General features: G+C 66.8%; 16 protein-coding genes. 13 read left to right on the plus strand and 3 right to left on the minus strand.

The window, feature by feature from the left end; genetic code table 11:
• Positions 1–37: 37 nt before the first annotated feature.
• From ugpE to ugpB, 3 genes are all read right to left on the minus strand, one after another.
• Positions 38–892, minus strand: coding sequence for a sn-glycerol-3-phosphate ABC transporter permease UgpE (ugpE, locus tag MMF98_RS17835; RefSeq protein ID WP_243308128.1), 855 nt, complete (start codon positions 890–892; stop codon positions 38–40).
• A complete protein-coding gene (gene ugpA, locus MMF98_RS17840; protein WP_243308130.1) occupies positions 892–1,773 on the minus strand; it encodes a sn-glycerol-3-phosphate ABC transporter permease UgpA in 882 nt (293 codons plus the stop codon). The genes ugpE and ugpA overlap by 1 nt, the downstream gene beginning before the upstream one ends.
• A gap of 95 nt (positions 1,774–1,868) precedes the next feature.
• Positions 1,869–3,179 carry a sn-glycerol-3-phosphate ABC transporter substrate-binding protein UgpB gene (ugpB, locus tag MMF98_RS17845; protein ID WP_243308132.1) on the minus strand — a complete coding sequence of 437 codons (1,311 nt, stop codon included), beginning with the start codon at positions 3,177–3,179 and terminating at the stop codon, positions 1,869–1,871.
• A gap of 197 nt (positions 3,180–3,376) precedes the next feature.
• Here ugpB and serA point away from each other — a divergent pair, with 197 nt between their 5' ends.
• From serA to MMF98_RS17910, 13 genes are all read left to right on the plus strand, one after another.
• Complete coding sequence (gene serA, locus MMF98_RS17850) at positions 3,377–4,606, plus strand: phosphoglycerate dehydrogenase (RefSeq protein WP_243308135.1); 1,230 nt, start codon at positions 3,377–3,379, stop codon at positions 4,604–4,606.
• Positions 4,607–4,720: 114 nt separating this feature from the next.
• Positions 4,721–8,587, plus strand: a complete 3,867-nt coding sequence (locus MMF98_RS17855) for a DUF3683 domain-containing protein (protein WP_243308137.1) — start codon at positions 4,721–4,723, stop codon at positions 8,585–8,587.
• A 20-nt stretch (positions 8,588–8,607) separates the two neighbouring features.
• Complete coding sequence (locus MMF98_RS17860) at positions 8,608–9,021, plus strand: gamma-butyrobetaine hydroxylase family protein (RefSeq protein ID WP_243308139.1); 414 nt, start codon at positions 8,608–8,610, stop codon at positions 9,019–9,021.
• Positions 9,022–9,170: 149 nt separating this feature from the next.
• Positions 9,171–9,902: a bifunctional demethylmenaquinone methyltransferase/2-methoxy-6-polyprenyl-1,4-benzoquinol methylase UbiE gene (gene ubiE / locus MMF98_RS17865; protein WP_243308141.1), complete on the plus strand. Its 732-nt coding sequence runs from the start codon at positions 9,171–9,173 to the stop codon at positions 9,900–9,902.
• Between the two features lie 24 nt (positions 9,903–9,926).
• On the plus strand, positions 9,927–10,943 hold the full coding sequence (locus MMF98_RS17870; protein ID WP_243308143.1) for a Tim44 domain-containing protein: 1,017 nt from the start codon (positions 9,927–9,929) through the stop codon (positions 10,941–10,943).
• Positions 10,944–10,992: 49 nt separating this feature from the next.
• Positions 10,993–11,547 carry a ubiquinone biosynthesis accessory factor UbiJ gene (locus tag MMF98_RS17875; RefSeq protein ID WP_243308145.1) on the plus strand — a complete coding sequence of 185 codons (555 nt, stop codon included), beginning with the start codon at positions 10,993–10,995 and terminating at the stop codon, positions 11,545–11,547.
• A complete protein-coding gene (gene ubiB / locus MMF98_RS17880; protein ID WP_243308147.1) occupies positions 11,544–13,109 on the plus strand; it encodes a ubiquinone biosynthesis regulatory protein kinase UbiB in 1,566 nt (521 codons plus the stop codon). Before MMF98_RS17875 ends, ubiB begins: the two co-directional genes overlap by 4 nt.
• 43 nt (positions 13,110–13,152) lie before the next feature.
• Positions 13,153–14,601 carry a high affinity choline transporter 1 gene (locus MMF98_RS17885; protein ID WP_243308149.1) on the plus strand — a complete coding sequence of 483 codons (1,449 nt, stop codon included), beginning with the start codon at positions 13,153–13,155 and terminating at the stop codon, positions 14,599–14,601.
• Positions 14,602–14,733: 132 nt separating this feature from the next.
• A complete protein-coding gene (locus MMF98_RS17890; RefSeq protein ID WP_243308151.1) occupies positions 14,734–15,051 on the plus strand; it encodes an FmdB family zinc ribbon protein in 318 nt (105 codons plus the stop codon).
• An 8-nt stretch (positions 15,052–15,059) separates the two neighbouring features.
• Complete coding sequence (locus tag MMF98_RS17895) at positions 15,060–15,683, plus strand: DUF502 domain-containing protein (protein ID WP_243308152.1); 624 nt, start codon at positions 15,060–15,062, stop codon at positions 15,681–15,683.
• A 28-nt stretch (positions 15,684–15,711) separates the two neighbouring features.
• Positions 15,712–17,517 (plus strand): aspartate--tRNA ligase, encoded by a 1,806-nt coding sequence (gene aspS / locus MMF98_RS17900; RefSeq protein WP_243308153.1) that lies wholly within the window; start codon positions 15,712–15,714, stop codon positions 17,515–17,517.
• A 49-nt stretch (positions 17,518–17,566) separates the two neighbouring features.
• The gene (nudB, locus tag MMF98_RS17905; protein ID WP_243308154.1) at positions 17,567–18,031 is read left to right on the plus strand and encodes a dihydroneopterin triphosphate diphosphatase; all 465 of its coding nucleotides are present in this window, start codon (positions 17,567–17,569) and stop codon (positions 18,029–18,031) included.
• The gene (locus tag MMF98_RS17910; protein WP_243308155.1) at positions 18,028–18,771 is read left to right on the plus strand and encodes an endonuclease/exonuclease/phosphatase family protein; all 744 of its coding nucleotides are present in this window, start codon (positions 18,028–18,030) and stop codon (positions 18,769–18,771) included. The genes nudB and MMF98_RS17910 overlap by 4 nt, the downstream gene beginning before the upstream one ends.
• Positions 18,772–18,788: the final 17 nt, after the last annotated feature.

Consider the following 18,788-nt stretch of genomic DNA (forward strand, 5'->3'; position numbering starts at 1 on the left):
TTGCTGCGCAATTTCTGGGTCTGCCACGCAAAGCCGTTTATTTCTCCGTATCCACGAGGCCCTTGACGAACCATTTCTGCATCAGCATCACCACGATGGCCGGCGGCAGCATGGCCAGGATGGCGGTGGCCATGACCACGTTCCACTCGATGTAGACCTCGCCAAAGATCAGGCGCTTGATGCCCATCACGATCGGGTACATGGATTCGTCGGTGGTCACCAGCAGAGGCCAGAGGTACTGGTTCCAGCCGTAGATGAACTGGATCACGAACAGCGCCGCGATCGAGGTCTTGGACAGTGGTAGCAGCACGTCCCAGAAGAAGCGCATCGGCCCCGCGCCGTCCATGCGCGCGGCCTCGACGAGTTCGTCGGGCACCGTGAGAAAGAACTGCCGGAACAAAAAGGTGGCGGTGGCCGAGGCGATCAGCGGGATCGTGAGGCCCGCCATGCTGTTGAGCATGCGCAGATCGGAAACGACCTCGTAGGTCGGGCCGATGCGCACTTCCACCGGCAGCATCAGCGTGACGAAGATCATCCAGAACACCATGTTCTTCAGCGGGAAGCGGAAGTAGACGATGGCGAAGGCCGACAGCAGCGAGATCGCGATCTTGCCGATGGCGATGATCAGGGCGCTGCCCAGGCTGATCATCATCATCGGCGCGGCGGCCCCGATGCTGGCGCCGGCCTCGGTCTTGCCGCCGAACAGCGCGAGCCGGTAGCTCTCGATGAAATTGTTGCCCGGCAGCAGCGAGATCGGGTTGCTGGTCAGGATCTGCTGCGCGGTCTGCGTCGAGCCGATGAAGGTGACGTAGATCGGGAAGAACACGATCAGCACACCGAGGATCAGGACCAGGTGCGAGAAGAAGTCGAGGACGGGGTTGCGCTGGACCATCAGTATTGGACCTTCTTTTCGACGAAGCGGAACTGGATCACCGTCAGCGTGACCACGATCACCATCAGCACCACCGACTGCGCGGCCGAGCCGTTGATGTCCAGCGCCTTGAAGCCGTCGTAATAGACCTTGTAGACCAGGATCGAGGTGTCCTTGCCGGGGCCGCCGTGGGTGGCGGCATCGACGATGGCGAAAGTGTCGAAGAAGGCGTAGACGACGTTGATCACCAGCAGGAAGAAGGTGGTGGGCGAGAGCAGCGGGAACACGATGCTCCAGAAGCGCTTCCAGGGCGAGGCGCCGTCGATGGTGGCGGCCTCGATCAGCGAATGCGGAATCGACTGCAGGCCGGCCAGGAAGAACAGGAAGTTGTAGGAGATCTGCTTCCAGACCGCGGCCATCACGATCAGGGCCATGGCATGGTTGCCGTTGAGCACGTGGTTCCACTCGAAGCCCAGCGCGCGCAGCGCGTAGGCGATGGTGCCGTAGGGCGAGGCGAACATCATGAGCCACAGCACGCCGGCCACCACGGGCGCCACGGCATAGGGCCAGATCAGCAGCGTCTTGTAGACGGAGGCACCGCGCACCACGCGGTTGGCCATCACGGCCAGCAGCAGGGCGATGCTCAGGCCCGATACCGCCACCAGCCCGGAGAACAGGGCCGTGGTCTTGAACGAGGCGAGGTAGCTCGGGTCGTTGAACAGGCGCTCGAAATTCTCCAGGCCCACGAATTCGGTCGAGGAGCCGAAGGCGTCCTGCAGCAGCACGCTCTGGTAGAGCGCCTGGCCGGCCGGCCAGAAGAAGAACACCAGGATGACCGCCATCTGGGGCGCGATCAGCGCCCAGGGCAGCCATGAGGATTTGAAAAGGACCCGTTTTTCCATGAAGCTTCAGGTAAGCGCCCAGCCGCCCTCGCCCGCAGGGCGGGCGAGGGCGGCTAAGAGAGTGCCGTCAGGACGGCGCGAGGCGGGCAAAGGCTTTAGCCTTTGTTCGCTTTCTGGAAGCGTTCGAGCTGCTCGTTGCCGCGCAGGACGGCGGCATCGAGGGCTTCCTTGGGCTGCTTCTTGCCGCTCCACACGCCTTCGAGTTCCTCGTCGATGATGGTGCGGATCTGCACGAAGTTGCCCAGGCGCACGCCGCGCGACTTGTCGGTGGTCTTGCGGATCATCTGCGTGACCGAGACGTCGGTGCCGGGGTTCTTCTTGTAGAAGCCGGACTTGTCGGTCAGCTCGAACGAGGCCTTGGTGACGGGCAGGTAGCCGGTGCGCTGGTGGCTGGCGGCGGCCACTTCGGGCTTGGACAGGTAGTCGAAGAAGGCGGCCACGGCCTTGTATTCGGCCGGCTTCTTGCCCGACATGACCCACAGGCTGGCGCCGCCGATCACGGTGTTCTGCGGTGCGCCGGGAACGTCAGGGTAGTAGGGCAGGGTGCCGATGCCGTAGGCGAACTTGCCGTTGCGCACCACGCTGCCATACAGCGCGGAAGAGCCCGTGGCCATGGCGCATTCGCCCGACACGAAGGTCGCGTCGGCGGCATTGTTGCGGCCCTTGTAGACGAACAGGCCGCTCTTGGCCATGTTGGCCAGGTTCTCGATATGGCGCACGTGCAGCGGCGTGTTGAACGCCAGGCGCGTGTCCAGGCCGCCGAAGCCGTTGTTCTTGGTGGCGTACAGCACGTTGTGCCAGGCCGAGAAGCTCTCGAGCTGGGTCCAGCTGATCCAGCTCGTGGTGAACGGGCACTTGTGGCCCGAAGCCTTGAGCTTGGCGGCGGCCAGGGCCACTTCGGGCCAGGTGGTCGGCGGCTTTTCCGGGTCCAGGCCGGCGGCCTTGAACGCGTCCTTGTTGTAGTGGAACACCGGCGTGGAGCTGTTGAACGGGAAGCTCAGCATCTGGCCGTTGGGGGCGGTGTAGTAGCCGGCGACGGCGGGCACGTACACGCTGGGGTCGAACTTGTAGCCGGCGTCCTTCATGACTTCGGCCACCGGCTTGATGGCGCCCTTGGAGGCCATCATGGTGGCCGTGCCCACTTCGAACACCTGCAGGATGTGCGGGGCGTTGCCGGCGCGGAAGGCGGCGATCGCGGCCGTCATCGATTCATCGTAGCTGCCCTTGAAGGTGGGCGTGATCTTGTAGTCCTTTTGGCTGGCATTGAAATCCTTGGCCAGGTCGTTGACCCATTCGCCGAGGGCGCCGCCCATTGAATGCCACCATTGAACTTCGGTCTGCGCATAGGCCGGGGCGCACAGGACGGTGCCGAGCGCGGCGGCCATGGCCAGGGTTTTGAACTTCATGAACACTCCTGATTGGAAAAGACGGGATGCTAGTGCGTGTTTGTGACACTGTCTTGTATTGTTGTCACAAGGGTGGCAGCGCTTCAACCGGGGGAAACCCGTTCACGGGCCAGGGCCGGTGCGCCCGCCGCGGCATGCTGCACTGCACCATGCTAGGATCGGCGTCCGATAGAGCAAGGGCTCGCGCCCGTCGTGACATGAGCAAGACCTCCCTGGACAAAAGCAAGATCAAGTTCCTCCTGCTGGAGGGCATCCATCCTTCCGCGTCCGAGGTGCTGCGGTCCGCGGGCTACACCCAGATCGAGACCAGCCCGAAGGCGCTGCCGCCCGAGGAGCTGAAGGCCAAGATCGCCGACGTGCATTTCCTCGGCATCCGCTCGGCCAGCCAATTGACGGCCGACGTGTTCGAGCAGGCCAGCCGGCTCGTGGCCGTGGGCTGCTTCTGCATCGGCACCAACCAGGTGGACTTGAACGCCGCGCGCGAAAAGGGCGTCGCGGTCTTCAACGCGCCTTACTCGAACACCCGCTCGGTGGCCGAGCTGGTGCTGGCCGAAGCCATCCTGCTGCTGCGCGGCGTGCCTGAAAAGAATGCGCTCGCGCACCGGGGCGGCTGGCTCAAGTCGGCCGCCGGCTCGTACGAGATCCGCGGCAAGACGCTGGGCATCGTGGGCTACGGCTCGATCGGCACGCAGCTGTCGGTGCTGGCCGAGGCGCTGGGCATGCAGGTGGCGTTCTTCGACGTGGTGACCAAGCTGCCGCTGGGCAATGCGCGCCAGGTGCACAGCCTGCACGAACTGCTGGCCCAGAGCGACATCGTGAGCCTGCACGTGCCCGAGACGGCGGCCACCCAGTGGATGATCGGCGCCGCCGAGGTCGCGGCGATGAAGCCCGGGGCGATCCTGATCAACGCCTCACGTGGCACGGTGGTCGAGATCGAACCGCTGGCCGAAGCCCTGAAGCAAAAGAAGCTGCTGGGCGCGGCCATCGACGTGTTCCCGGTGGAGCCGCGCAGCAACAAGGACGAGTTCCAGTCGCCGCTGCGCGGGCTGGACAACGTGATCCTGACGCCGCACATCGGCGGCTCGACCATGGAGGCGCAGGCCAACATCGGCCTCGAAGTGGCGGAAAAGCTGGTCAAGTACAGCGACAACGGCACCTCCACCTCGTCGGTGAACTTCCCCGAAGTGGCGCTGCCGGCGCATCCGGGCAAGCACCGGCTGCTGCACATCCACCGCAACGTGCCCGGCGTGCTGTCCGCGATCAACCGGATCTTCTCGGACAACCACATCAACATCGCCTCGCAGTACCTGCAGACCAACGAGAAGATCGGCTACGTGGTGACCGACATCGACGCCGCCTCCTCCGACCTGGCGCTGGAGAAGCTCGCGCAGGTGGAAGGCACCCTCCGCAGCCGCGTGCTGTTCTAGGGGCCTTGCGGTCCCGGGCGTCCCGCGGCGGCGGGCGGCCTGCTGTCATAAAATTCCCTTCCCGGGGGCTCAGGGCGCGCGGCGCTCACCCCAGGTCTTCCAAGACTATCCCCCATGAATGCTCCGACTGCGTTGGCCACATTGGTTTCACAGGCCGCAGAGCCCGTCCGCCTGCGCGAAATCCCCTACAACTACACCTCGTTCTCCGACCGGGAGATCGTGATCCGCCTGCTGGGCTCCCGGGCCTGGGACCTGCTCAACCGCCTGCGCGAGGAGCGCCGCACCGGCCGCTCGGCCCGCATGCTCTACGAGGTGCTGGGCGACATCTGGGTGGTGCAGCGCAACCCCTACCTGCAGGACGACCTGCTGGACAACCCCAAGCGCCGCCGGCTGCTGGTGGATGCCCTGAACCACCGCCTGGGCGAGATCCAGAAGCGGCGCACGCCCGAGGCCGACCGCGAGCGCGACAGCCTGGTGGGCGAGCTGCATCAGGCGGCCGTGCAGGCGGTGCGGACGTTCGATGCCATGTTCGAGGAGGCCTCCGCGCTGCGCCGCCAGGTCCAGCGCAGCCTGCGCCGGCTCACGGCCAAGGACAACATCAAGTTCGACGGCCTGTCCCGCGTCTCGCACGTCACCGACGCCACCGACTGGCGCGTGGAGTATCCGTTCGTGGTGCTCACGCCCGACACCGAGGCCGAGATGGCCGGCCTGGTCAAGGGCTGCATCGAACTGGGCCTGACCATCATTCCGCGCGGCGGCGGCACCGGCTACACCGGCGGCGCGATCCCGCTGACCTGGAAGAGCGCGGTCATCAACACCGAGAAGCTCGAATCCATGACCGAGGTCGAGATGGTGTCGCTGCCGGGGCTGGACCAGCCCGTGCCCACCATCTGGTCCGAGGCCGGCGTGGTCACGCAGCGCGTGGCCGACGCGGCCGAGCGCGGCGGCTTCGTCTTTGCCGTCGACCCGACCTCGGCCGAGGCGTCCTGCGTGGGCGGCAACATCGCCATGAACGCCGGCGGCAAGAAGGCCGTGCTCTGGGGCACGGCGCTGGACAACCTGGCCTCCTGGCGCATGGTCACGCCCGAGGCGCAGTGGCTGGAGGTCACGCGCCTGAACCACAACCTCGGCAAGATCCACGACGCCGAGGTGGCCAGCTTCGAGCTGCGCTACTTCGAGGCCGACGGCAAGACGCCGGTGCGCACCGAGCGCCTGGACATCCCGGGCAAGACCTTCCGCAAGGAAGGCCTGGGCAAGGACGTGACCGACAAGTTCCTGAGCGGCCTGCCCGGCATCCAGAAGGAAGGCTGCGACGGCCTGATCACCAGCGGCCGCTGGGTGGTGCACCGCATGCCCTCGCACACGCGCACCGTGTGCCTGGAGTTCTTCGGCAACGCCAAGGATGCCGTGCCCAGCATCGTGGAAATCAAGGACTTCATGTTCGCCGAGCAGAAGCGCAGCGGCACGCTGCTGGCCGGCCTGGAGCATCTGGACGACCGCTACCTGAAGGCCGTGGGCTACACCACCAAATCCAAGCGCGGCGGCCTGCCCAAGATGGTGCTGATCGGCGACATCGCGGGCGACGATGCCGACGCCGTGGCGCGCGCCACCTCGGAAGTGGTGCGCATGGCCAACTCGCGCAGCGGCGAGGGCTTCATCGCCATCAGCGCCGAGGCGCGCAAGAAATTCTGGCTCGACCGCAAGCGCACGGCCGCCATCAGCCGCCACACCAACGCCTTCAAGATCAACGAGGACGTGGTGATCCCGCTGCCGCGCATGGCCGAGTACACCGACGGCATCGAGCGCATCAACATCGAGCTGTCGCTGCGCAACAAGCTCCATCTCACCGATGAGCTCGAAGCCTTCTTCACGCGGGGCGAGCTGCCACTGGGCCGCGGCGACGATGCCGGCGAGATTCCCTCGGCCGAACTGCTTGAAGACCGCGTGGCGCAGGCCGTGGCCGTGCTCCGCGAGGTGCGGGCGCTGTGGCAGGGCTGGCTGGGCGAGGCCGACGCGCTGTTCCCGCAACTGCAGGACCACAGCCTGCGCGCCAGCTGGAAGACGCAGATCCGCGCGCCGCTGCAGGCCATCTTCGGCGGCGCCGCCTTCAAGCCCATCCTGGAGGAATGCACGGCCATCCACCAGCGCGTGCTCAAGGGCCGGGTCTGGGTGGCGCTGCACATGCACGCGGGCGACGGCAACGTGCACACCAACATCCCGGTCAACAGCGACAACTACGAGATGCTGCAGACCGCGCATGAGGCGGTCAAACGCATCATGGCGCTGGCGCGCAGCCTGGACGGCGTGATCTCGGGCGAACACGGCATCGGCATCACCAAGCTCGAATTCCTGAGCGACGAGGAACTGCGCCCGTTCACCGAGTACAAGCAGAAGGTCGATCCCGAAGGCCGCTTCAACAAGGGCAAGCTGCTGCGCAGCACGGAAGCGGCACACGATGGATCGGCCCTGTACGCCGACCTGACCAACGCCTACACGCCGAGCTTCGGCCTCATGGGCCACGAGTCGCTGATCATGCAGCAGAGCGACATCGGCGCCATCGCCGGCAGCGTGAAGGACTGCCTGCGCTGCGGCAAGTGCAAGCCGGTCTGCGCCACGCACGTGCCGCGCGCCAACCTGCTGTACAGCCCGCGCAACAAGATCCTGGCGACCTCGCTCTTGGTCGAGGCCTTCCTGTACGAGGAGCAGACGCGCCGCGGCGTGTCGATCAAGCACTGGGAGGAGTTCGAGGACGTGGCCGACCACTGCACGGTCTGCCACAAGTGCCTGTCGCCATGCCCGGTGAACATCGACTTCGGCGACGTGTCCATGAACATGCGCAACCTGCTGCGCAAGATGGGCCAGAAGAGCTTCCGCCCCGCGGGCGCGGCGGCGATGTTCATGCTCAACGCCACCCGCCCCGAGACCATCAAGCTCGCGCGTGCCGCCATGCTCAATGTCGGCGTCAAGGCCCAGCGCCTGGCCCATGACCTGCTGAAGCGCGCTGCGCGCAAGCAGACCGCCGCGCCGCCGGCCACGGTGGGCACCGCGCCGCTGAAGGAGCAGGTGATCCACTTCATCAACAAGAAGCTGCCCGGCGGCCTGCCCAAGAAGACGGCGCGCGCGCTGCTCGACATCGAGGACCGGGACTACGTGCCGATCATCCGCGACCCCCGGGGCACCTCGCCCGAGACGGAGGCGGTGTTCTACTTCCCCGGCTGCGGCTCCGAGCGCCTGTTCTCGCAGGTCGGGCTGGCGACCCAGGCCATGCTGTGGCACGCCGGCGTGCAGACCGTGCTGCCGCCGGGCTACCTGTGCTGCGGCTACCCGCAGCGCGGCGCGGGCCAGTTCGACAAGGCCGAGAAGATCATCACCGACAACCGCGTGCTGTTCCACCGCGTGGCCAACACGCTGAACTACCTCGACATCAAGACCGTGGTGGTGAGCTGCGGCACCTGCTACGACCAGCTCCAGGGCTACGAGTTCGACAAGATCTTCCCGGGTTCGCGCATCATCGACATCCACGAGTACCTGCTCGAAAAGGGCATCCGGCTCGAATCCAAAGGCGCCTACCTGTACCACGATCCCTGCCACACGCCGATGAAGCTGCAGGAGCCGATGAAGACCGTGAAGGCACTGGTGGGCGAGGGCGTGCTCAAGTCCGAGCGCTGCTGCGGCGAGTCGGGCACCCTGGCGCTGAACCGCCCAGACATCTCGACCCAGGTGCGCTTTCGCAAGGAGGAGGAAATCCGCAAGGGCGAGGCGGCGCTGCGCGGGGCCGGCCACCAGGGCGACGTCAAGATCCTGACCAGCTGCCCGAGCTGCCTGCAGGGCCTGTCGCGCTACGGTGGCGACCTCAACAACGGCCTGCTGGAGGCCGACTACATCGTGGTCGAGATGGCCAACCAGATCCTGGGCGCCAACTGGATGCCCGAGTACGTGGCCGCGGCCAACACCGGCGGCATCGAGCGCGTGCTGGTCTGACACTTCAAGGAGACACTTCCATGGCAGGCCTGCAATCCGGCGCCCCGACGCCCACCGCGCTCACGGCGCACAACCAGTCCCGGGTGCTGGAGGTGTCGTTCTCCGACGGCGCGCAGTTCCGCATCCCGTTCGAGCTGATGCGCATCTACTCGCCCTCGGCCGAGGTGCAGGGCCACGGCCCGGGCCAGGAGGTGCTGCAGACGGGCAAGCGCGAGGTCGGCCTGGTGGCGCTGGAGCCGGTGGGCAACTACGCCGTGAAGCCCACCTTCTCCGACGGCCACGACAGCGGCCTGTTCTCCTGGGACTACCTGTACTTCCTGGGCTCGCAGCAGGACAAGCTGTGGGCCGACTATGCGGCGCGCCTGCAGGCCGCGGGCGTGGAGCGCGATGCGCCCATGCCCGAGAAGGCCGGGCACGCCTGCGGCAGCCACTGAGTCCTGGCGCCGGCTGCTCTGTTTTTCATAGCATTCCGCATCCGCGGGACGCGGACCAGCGCCCGGTTTTCATCAAAATCACGACAAATTCCCTGCATGGGTGCGGGGTTGTCGGGGGCCGCGCCGCCATTCGCCCCTAGCATTCGGGCATGACAACGACGCATTTCGGCTTTCAATCGGTGGATGAGACCGAGAAGGCGCGCCATGTGCGCAGCGTGTTCGACTCCGTTGCGCCCAAGTACGACCTGATGAACGACCTCATGTCGATGGGGCTGCACCGCGCCTGGAAGGCCTACACCGTGATGGTGGCCAACCTGCGCGAGGGCCAGCAGGTGCTCGACATCGCCGGCGGCACCGGCGACCTCGCGCTGGCCTTCGCGAAGAAGGTGGGCGCCACCGGGCGCGTGGTGCACACCGACATCAACGAGGCCATGCTGCGCACCGGCCGCGACCGCCTGCTCGACGCGGGCGTGGCGCTGCCCACCCTGGTCTGCGATGCCGAGAAGCTGCCGTTTCCCGACGGCCATTTCGATCTCGTGAGCGTGGCCTTCGGGCTGCGCAACATGACGCACAAGGACGCGGCGCTGGCCGAGATGAGCCGCGTGCTCAAGCCCGGCGGCAAGCTGCTGGTGCTGGAGTTCTCCAAGGTGGCCAAGCCGCTGGAGAAGGCCTACGACTGGTACTCATTCAACGTGCTGCCCCAGCTGGGCAAACTGGTGGCCGGTGACGATGCGAGCTATCGCTACCTGGCCGAATCGATCCGCATGCACCCGGGCCAGGAAGAACTCAAAGCCCTGATGAAGAAAAATGGCTTTGGTCATGTGGACTATCACAACCTCACGGGCGGGGTGGTGGCGTTGCATGTTGGAATCAGGTGTTGATGGTTTTGAAATCTGGAGGGTGACATGAAATTCTGGTCCTTGTTTCTGGTGCTGGCCCTGGTGTTCGTGAGCGCGGATGCCGACGCGGCGCGGCGCCTCGGTGGCGGCAAATCGATGGGCAAGCAGTCGGGCAACGTGACGCAGCGCGAAGCCGCCCCGGCGGCCCCGGCCGCACCGGCAGGCGGGGCGGCGCAAAGCGCGGCCAAGCCGGCCCCGGCTCCTGGCGCGGCCCCGGCCGCCGCCGCGGCGCCGAAGAAGCCCTGGGGCGCCATGCTCGGCGGCCTGGCCGCCGGCCTCGGCCTGGCCTGGCTGGCGAATTCGCTGGGCCTGGGCGCTGCCTTCGGCCAGTTCATGCTGATCGCACTGCTGGTGCTGGTGGTCATGGTGGTGGTGGGCATGGTGATGCGCGCCCGCAAAGGCAATAGCGCTGCATCAAGCCGCAGCCCGTTCGCCTTCCAGGGCGCGGGCGCCACCGCCGAGGCGGCCACGCCGCCGCGCCAGTACAGCCCTGACAACGTGGGCAACGATGCCTCGGCCCGGCCCTGGGAGCGCAGCAGCATGGCGTTCGACAGCGGCCGCTTCCAGACGGACGCGGCAGGCGCTTCCGGTGGGCTGGTCATCGGCTCCGCGCTCGGCGGTTCGCAGTCCTGGGGCATTCCCGCGGGCTTCGACACCGAGGGCTTCCTGGGCGCCGCCAAGCGCAACTTCGTGACCCTGCAGGACGCCTGGGACCGCTCCGACATCGGCACCCTGCGCTCGATGATGACGGACGGCATGGTCGGCGAGATCAAGTCGCAGCTGGCCGAACGCGAGAACCACCTGGGCGGCCAGCCCAATCGCACCGACGTGGTCATGCTCGACGCGCAGTTGCTGGGCATCGAGGACCTGGGGCAGGACTACATGGCCAGCGTCGAGTTCTCGGGCATGATCCGCGAGCAGCCGTCGGCCGGCCCGAGCCCGTTCCGCGAGGTCTGGAACATGACCAAGCCCAAGAGCGGCAGCAACGGCTGGCTGGTGGCCGGGGTGCAGGCCCTTCAATAGCGGCCGCGGCCCGGGTGGGCCGCGACTTTCAGGGAATAATCGGGGGGCTATGGCAACACAGTCCCCCTTTCCCTTTCTGGACAGCCTGTTCGACCGGTTCGGCGCCGGCTTGCAGCCACCTCCCTGGCTGGTCGATGAACTGCAGCACCGCGCGGTGCTGCTCCTCAATCACGTGCTGATGCAGGAACCCGAGGCGCAAAGCCGGCTTTCAAGGCAAAAAGACCGTGTGGTCCAGGTGCAGTGGCGTTCGTTTGCTATTAAATTGGTAGCAACCCCGGCCGGCCTGCTGGACCGGGCGGCGCCTGCCGCCACGCCCGACCTGATGCTCACCGTGACCGAGGCCTCGCCGTTCGGCCTGGCCCAGGCCGCCGTGCGCGGCGACAAGCCGGCCGTGCGCATCGAGGGCGACGTGCAGCTGGCCGCCGAGGTCAACTGGCTGGTCGACCATGTGCGCTGGGATGTGGAGGAAGACCTGTCGCGCCTGATCGGCGATGCGCCGGCCCATGCCGTGGGCGACGTGGCGCGCCGCGCGGCGCAGGCCCTGCGCCAGTTCATCAGCGCCCGTCCCGGCGCTTCCACGGGCCCGGGCCCGGCTGCGCAATGACGCGGTTCTCCCGGGGCGTCTTCATCGTCTGGGTGGTCCTGCGCTATGGGCTGGACGAGCTGGTGCTGACCAGCTTCCGCAAGCCCTGGCTCAAGGTGATCGCCCGCGTCGTCTCCATTGGCCGCAACCTCGACGCACCGCGCGGCCAGCGCCTGCGCGAGGCGCTGGAGCGGCTCGGGCCGATCTTCGTCAAGTTCGGCCAGGTGCTGTCGACGCGGCGCGACCTGATGCCGCCCGACATCGCCGACGAGCTCGCGCGGCTGCAGGACCGCGTGCCGCCGTTCGATTCCGCCGTGGCCGTGGCCACCATCGAGCGGGCCTTCCGCCGGCCGGTGGGCGAGATCTTTGCGAGCTTCGAGCGCGAGCCGGTGGCCAGCGCCTCGATCGCGCAGGTGCATTTCGCCACCCTCAAGGGCCGCGACGGCACGCTGCGCGAGGTGGCCGTGAAGGTGCTGCGCCCCGGCATGCTGCCGGCGATCGAGAAGGACCTGAGCCTGATGCGCATGATGGCCGGCTGGGTCGACTCGCTCAGCGCCGACGGCAAGCGCCTCAAGCCGCGCGAGGTGGTGGCCGAGTTCGACAAGTACCTGCACGACGAGCTCGACCTCGTGCGCGAGGCCTCCAATGCCGCCCAGCTGCGCCGCAACATGGCGGGCCTGGACCTGGTGCTGATCCCCGAGATGGTCTGGGACTACTGCCAGCCCGAGGTGATCGTGATGGAGCGCATGAACGGCGTGCCCATCAGCCAGCTCGACCGCCTGCGCGAGGCCGGCGTGGACATCCCGAAGCTGGCGCGTGACGGCGTCACCATCTTCTTCACCCAGGTGTTCCGCGACGGCTTCTTCCACGCCGACATGCATCCCGGCAACATCCAGGTCAGCCTGGAGCCCGCTACCTTCGGGCGCTACATCTCGCTCGATTTCGGCATCATCGGCACGCTCACCGAGTTCGACAAGGAATACCTGGCGCAGAACTTCACCGCCTTCTTCCGGCGCGACTACAAGCGCGTGGCCGAGCTGCACATCGAGAGCGGCTGGGTGCCGCCGGGCACCCGGGTGGACGAGCTGGAGGCCGCCATCCGCGCGGTCTGCGAACCCTACTTCGACCGCCCGCTCAAGGAAATCTCGCTCGGCATGGTGCTGATGCGGCTGTTCCAGACCTCGCGCCGCTTCCAGGTCGAGATCCAGCCGCAGCTCGTGCTGCTGCAGAAAACCCTGCTCAACATCGAGGGCCTGGGCCGCCAGCTCGACCCCGAGCTCGACCTCTGGAGCACGGCCAAGCCGTTCCTCGAGAAATGGATGCTCGAGCAGGTCGGCCCGCAGAAGCTGATCGACCAGCTCAAGGACGAGGCGCCGCGCTACGCCAAGCTGCTGCCCGAGCTGCCGCGCCTGCTGTACGACTACCTGCGCCAACGGCCCTCGGACCACCGCCGCGACCTGCAGGACCTGCTGGCCGAGCAGAAGCGCACCAACAAGCTGCTGCAAAGCCTGGTCTACGGCGGCATGGGCTTCGTGCTCGGGCTGATCGCGATGCAGCTGGTCATGCGCATCCGCATTTTCTGAACCCTTTTTTTGCCGATAATCCGCCCACGTTGAGGAGTGCGCCGTGTTATTGACCCTGGTCATCGTCTATCTGCTGGTCACCATCGCCATCGGCCTGTATGCCGCGCGGCGGGTCAAGAACTCGGCCGACTACGCGATCGCCGGGCGCAACCTGCCGCTGGTGATGATCGTCACCACCACCTTCGCCACCTGGTTCGGCTCGGAGACGGTGCTCGGCATCCCGGCCAAGTTCGTCAACAGCGGCCTCAACGGCGTGGTGGAAGACCCGTTCGGCGCCGGCACCTGCCTGATCCTGGTCGGCCTGTTCTTCGCCAGCAAGCTGTACAAGATGAGCCTGCTGACCATCAGTGACTACTACCGGGAGCGCTACGGCCGCACGGTGGAGGTGGTGTGCTCGCTGATCATCATGCTGAGCTACCTGGGCTGGGTCTCGGCCCAGGTCACGGCGCTGGGCCTGGTGTTCAACCTGCTGTCGGGCGGCGTGATCGCCATCCCCACCGGCATGGTGATCGGCGTGGTGTCGATCCTGGCCTACACGCTGTTCGGCGGCATGTGGTCGGTCGCCGTCACCGATTTCATCCAGATGATCATCCTGGTGAGCGGCCTGGCCATCCTGGCGGTGTTCGCCGGCAACCTGGCCGGCGGCGCCGACAAGGTGGTGGCGCTGGCCGTGAGCAAGGATCTGTTCCACTTCTGGCCCGAGCCGAGCTTCAAGGACATGGTCTTCTTTTTCGCCGCGGCCATCACCATGATGCTGGGCTCGATCCCGCAGCAGGACGTGTTCCAGCGCGTGATGTCGGCCAACAGCATCGGCGCCGCCACCAAGGGGCCGGTGATCGGCGGCGTGTGCTACATCCTGTTCGCCTTCGTGCCCATGTTCCTGGTGGCCAGCGCGCTGATCATCATGCCCGAGCAGACCGCCGCCCTGCTCAAGGACGATCCGCAGAAGGTGCTGCCCACGCTGGTGCTGCAGAAGATGCCGTTCGTGATGCAGGTGCTGTTCTTCGGCGCGCTGCTGTCGGCCATCAAGTCCACCGCCTCGGCCACGCTGCTGGCGCCGAGCGTGACCTTCACCGAGAACATCTGGCGCCAGTTCCGCCCGCGCGTGAGCGACCGCAACGAGCTGCGCAACATGCGCATCACGGTGCTGGTGTTCAGCGCGCTGGTGCTGGCCTACGCCATCCGGATGCAGGGCACCTCGATCTACGAGATGGTCTCGGGCGCCTACCAGGTGACCCTGGTCGGGGCCTTCATCCCGCTGGTGTTCGGCCTGTACTGGAAAAAGGCCACCACCCAGGGCGCGATCTTCTCCATCGTGCTGGGCATCCTGGCCTGGCTGCTGTTCCTGGCCACCCCGGCGGGCGAGCAGTTTCCGGCCCAGCTCGCGGGGGTGCTGGCGGCGCTGGTCGGCATGCTGGTCGGCTCGCTCGGGCCGCAGGCCATCCGCAACAGCCACGCCGGGCACCACAAGCTGGCCGGCGGCGCCGCCTGAGGGGCGGGTTCGCGCGCGGCGGGGCCGGCGGGCCGGCCCCGGGCGGCGCTGGGGGTTTAATTCCGGGTCAAAGCCTATAATTGAGAGCTTTGCATCCTCAAAACCCCATTTGGGCCTCCTCCTTCAGAAGCCATGCCTATCTACGCCTACAAATGCGAGTCCTGCGGCCTCACCAAGGACGTTCTGCAAAAGATCTCGGATGCACCGCTGACCGATTGCCCGGCCTGCGGCCAGTCCAGCTTCCGCAAGCAGCTCACGGCGGCCGGTTTCCAGCTCAAGGGCTCGGGCTGGTACGCCACCGACTTCAAGGGCGGCAGCTCAAGCGCCGCCGTGCCGGCGGAGGCCAAGGCCGACAGCAAGCCGTCCGACACGGCGGCCAGCCCCGCCAAGAGTGACGCCGCCCCGGCCGCGGCGGCCGGCGGCTGCGGCGCGTCCTGCGCCTGCCACTGAAGGACGCCATGGCTGCCTTGCGCAAATGGCTGTTTGCCGGCCTCCTGGTCATCGTGCCGGTGGGTATCACCGTCTGGGTGCTCGAGTGGATCATCAGCACGCTCGACCAGACGCTGTACATCCTGCCCGGCGCCTGGCATCCCGACAAGCTGTTCGGCATCCACATCCCCGGTTTCGGCGTGCTGCTGGCGCTGGCGATCCTGCTGGTGGTCGGCGCGGTGGCCAGCAACTTCTTCGGCAAGAAGCTGGTGCAGTGGGGCGACGCGCTGGTCAGCCGCATCCCGGTGGTGCGCTCGATCTACTCCAGCGTCAAGCAGGTGTCGGACACGCTGTTCTCCGAGAACGGCAACGCCTTTCGCACCGCGGTGCTGGTGCAGTGGCCGCGCGAGGGGGTGTGGACCATCGCCTTCGTCACCGGTGCGCCCGGCGGCGACGTCGCCACCCACCTGCAGGGCGAGTACCTGAGCGTCTATGTGCCGACCACGCCCAACCCGACCGGCGGCTATTTCGTGATGCTCAAGAAGAGCGACTGCATCGAGCTCAAGATCAGCGTGGACGAAGCGCTCAAATACATCGTCTCCATGGGCGTCGTGGTTCCCGGCGGCCCCGCCAATCCCCACCTTAGTAAGTAACGCGCCCCGTCGGCGCTGGAAATTCAGTATGGCTATGCGTTCCCACTATTGCGGTCTCGTGACCGAAGCCCTGATGGGCCAAACCGTGACCCTGTGCGGCTGGGTCAACCGCCGGCGCGACCATGGCGGCGTGATCTTCGTCGACCTGCGCGACCGCGAAGGCTATGTGCAGGTGGTGTGCGACCCCGACCGGGCCGAGATGTTCAAGGTGGCCGAAGACCTGCGCAACGAGTTCTGCGTGCAGATCAAGGGCCTGGTGCGCGCGCGCCCCGAGGGCACCGCCAACGAGCACCTCAAGAGTGGCAGGATCGAGGTGCTGTGCCATGAGCTGACGGTGCTCAACCCGTCGGTCACGCCGCCGTTCCAGCTCGACGACGACAACCTCAGCGAGACCACGCGCCTGACGCACCGCGTGCTCGACCTGCGCCGCCCCTACATGCAGAACAACCTGATGCTGCGCTACCGCGTGGCGATGGAGGTGCGCAAGTTCCTCGACGCCCACGGCTTCGTCGACATCGAGACACCGATGCTCGGCAAGTCCACGCCCGAAGGCGCGCGCGACTACCTGGTGCCCAGCCGCGTGCACGACGGCATGTTCTTCGCGCTGCCGCAGTCGCCCCAGCTGTTCAAGCAGCTGCTGATGGTGGCCGGCTTCGACCGCTACTACCAGATCACCAAGTGCTTCCGAGACGAGGACCTGCGCGCCGACCGCCAGCCCGAGTTCACGCAGATCGACATCGAGACCTCGTTCCTCGGCGAGGAAGAGATCCGCGACATGTTCCAGGGCATGATCAAGACCGTGTTCAAGAACACACTGAGCGTTGATCTCGGCGAGTTCCCGGTCATGCCGTACTCGGAGGCGATGCACCGCTACGGCTCCGACAAGCCCGACCTGCGCGTCAAGCTCGAGTTCACCGAACTTACCGATGCTATGGCCGACGTCGATTTCAAGGTATTCTCCACGCCCGCCACCATGAAAGGCGGCCGCGTGGTCGCGCTGCGCGTGCCGGGCGGGGCGAAGGAAGGCAGCGGCATGAGCCGCGGCGAGATCGACGGCTACACCGAGTTCGTGAAGATCTACGGCGCCAAGGGCCTGGCCTGGATCAAGGTCAACGAAATCGCCAAGGGCCGCGAGGGCCTGCAGTCGCCGATCGTGAAGAACCTGCACGACGCGGCCATCGCCGAGATCCTCAAACGCACCGGCGCGCAGGACGGCGACCTGCTGTTCTTCGGCGCCGACAAGGCCAAGATCGTCAACGACGCCATCGGCGCGCTGCGCCTCAAGGTCGGCCACAGCGAGTTCGGCAAGAAGAACGGCCTGTTCGAAAAAGCCTGGCGCCCGCTGTGGGTGGTGGATTTCCCGATGTTCGAGTTCGACGAGGAAGCCCAGCGCTGGAGCGCCGTGCACCACCCGTTCACGGCCCCCAAGGACGGCCACGAGGACCTGATGGACACCGCGCCCGAGGAATGCGTCGCCAAGGCCTACGACATGGTGCTCAACGGCTGGGAACTCGGCGGCGGCTCGGTGCGCATCCACCGCGCCGAGGTGCAGAGCAAGGTGTTCAGCGCGCTCAAGATCAGCCCCGAGGATGCGCAGCACAAGTTCGGCTTCCTGCTCGACGCGCTGCAGTACGGCGCGCCGCCGCACGGCGGCCTGGCCTTCGGCCTGGACCGCATCGTCACGCTGATGACCGGCGCCGAGTCGATCCGCGACGTGATCGCCTTCCCCAAGACCCAGCGCGCGCAGGACCTGCTCACGCAGGCGCCGGCGCCGGTGGACGAGAAGCAGCTGCGCGAGCTGCACATCAAGCTGCGCAACACCCAGGCCGCCTGAAGCGGGCCTGAGGCAGAATGAAAGGGCGCCCCTGGAGCGCCCTTTTTTCATGACCCGACCGTTCAAGATCCCCGAGTCCGTGCTGGTGGTGATCCACACCCCGGCACTGGAGGTGCTGCTGATCCAGCGTGCCGACGCCGCGGCCTTCTGGCAGTCGGTCACCGGCAGCAAGGACCGGGCCGGGGAAGCCTGGCGCGAGACGGCGGTGCGCGAGGTGGCCGAGGAGACCGGCATCGACTGCGCCGAGGGCTCGCGGCTGGCGGCCGGGCTGCGCGACTGGGGGCTGGAGAACGTCTATGACATCTACCCGCGCTGGCAGTCCCGCTATGCGCCCGGGGTCTCGCGCAACACCGAGCGCGTGTTCGGGCTGTGCGTGCCGGCCGGCACGCCGGTGGCGCTCAACCCGCGCGAGCACACGGCGCAGCGCTGGCTGCCCTGGCGCGAGGCGGCCGATGCCTGTTTTTCCCCCTCCAACGCCGAAGCCATCCTGATGCTGCCACAATTTACGGCATGAACGTTCTTCGCGTCGCCACCTACAACATCCACAAGGGGGTGCAGGGCTTCGGGCCGAACCGGCGCTTGGAAATCCACAACCTGGTGCACGCCGTGGAGCAGCTCGACGCCGACATCGTGTGCCTGCAGGAGGTGCGCAAGCAGCACCTGCGCGAGCAGAAGCATTTCGCGCGCTGGCCCGAGCTGCCGCAGGCGGAATTCCTGGCGCCCGAGGGCTACGAGTCGGTCTACCGCACCAACGCCGTCACGCGCCACGGCGAGCACGGCAATGCGCTGCTGTCGCGCTGGCCGGTGATGGCGCACCAGCACGAGAACATGTCGGACCACCGCTTCGAGCAGCGCGGCCTGCTGCACGTGAGCCTGCAGGTGCATGGCGTGGGCGTGCACGTGATCGTGGTGCACCTCGGCCTGGTGCCGGCCAGCCGCAAGCGGCAGATGGCGCAGATCGAGCGCTTCATCGAGCGCGAAATCCCGCACGATGCGCCCATGGTGGTGGCCGGCGATTTCAACGACTGGGGCGAGAAGCTGCACCGGCCCATGCACGACATCGGCCTGCAGACCTTCGAGGGGCTGCGCCTGCCCACCTTTCCGTCGCGCGCGCCCGTGCTCTACATGGACCGCATCTACGTGCGCGGGCTGACCCCCATGACGGCCTACGTGCCGCGCGGGCGCATCTGGTGGCGCATGTCGGACCACCTGCCGGTGATCGCCGAGTTCGCCGTGGATGCCGCGGCGTCCTAGGGCCCGTTCCCACCCCG

Origin of the sequence: Variovorax terrae (assembly GCF_022809125.1) — a bacterium.
GTDB classification, from domain to species: Bacteria; Pseudomonadota; Gammaproteobacteria; order Burkholderiales; family Burkholderiaceae_C; genus Variovorax_A; species Variovorax_A terrae.

Coding starts and splice junctions, on each gene's coding strand:
- ugpE (WP_243308128.1), bottom strand. CDS start 892: ATGGTCCAGCGCAACCCCGTCCTCGACTTCTTCTCGCACCTGGTCCTG.
- ugpA (WP_243308130.1), bottom strand. CDS start 1,773: ATGGAAAAACGGGTCCTTTTCAAATCCTCATGGCTGCCCTGGGCGCTG.
- ugpB (WP_243308132.1), bottom strand. CDS start 3,179: ATGAAGTTCAAAACCCTGGCCATGGCCGCCGCGCTCGGCACCGTCCTG.
- serA (WP_243308135.1), top strand. CDS start 3,377: ATGAGCAAGACCTCCCTGGACAAAAGCAAGATCAAGTTCCTCCTGCTG.
- MMF98_RS17855 (WP_243308137.1), top strand. CDS start 4,721: ATGAATGCTCCGACTGCGTTGGCCACATTGGTTTCACAGGCCGCAGAG.
- MMF98_RS17860 (WP_243308139.1), top strand. CDS start 8,608: ATGGCAGGCCTGCAATCCGGCGCCCCGACGCCCACCGCGCTCACGGCG.
- ubiE (WP_243308141.1), top strand. CDS start 9,171: ATGACAACGACGCATTTCGGCTTTCAATCGGTGGATGAGACCGAGAAG.
- MMF98_RS17870 (WP_243308143.1), top strand. CDS start 9,927: ATGAAATTCTGGTCCTTGTTTCTGGTGCTGGCCCTGGTGTTCGTGAGC.
- MMF98_RS17875 (WP_243308145.1), top strand. CDS start 10,993: ATGGCAACACAGTCCCCCTTTCCCTTTCTGGACAGCCTGTTCGACCGG.
- ubiB (WP_243308147.1), top strand. CDS start 11,544: ATGACGCGGTTCTCCCGGGGCGTCTTCATCGTCTGGGTGGTCCTGCGC.
- MMF98_RS17890 (WP_243308151.1), top strand. CDS start 14,734: ATGCCTATCTACGCCTACAAATGCGAGTCCTGCGGCCTCACCAAGGAC.
- MMF98_RS17895 (WP_243308152.1), top strand. CDS start 15,060: ATGGCTGCCTTGCGCAAATGGCTGTTTGCCGGCCTCCTGGTCATCGTG.
- aspS (WP_243308153.1), top strand. CDS start 15,712: ATGGCTATGCGTTCCCACTATTGCGGTCTCGTGACCGAAGCCCTGATG.
- nudB (WP_243308154.1), top strand. CDS start 17,567: ATGACCCGACCGTTCAAGATCCCCGAGTCCGTGCTGGTGGTGATCCAC.
- MMF98_RS17910 (WP_243308155.1), top strand. CDS start 18,028: ATGAACGTTCTTCGCGTCGCCACCTACAACATCCACAAGGGGGTGCAG.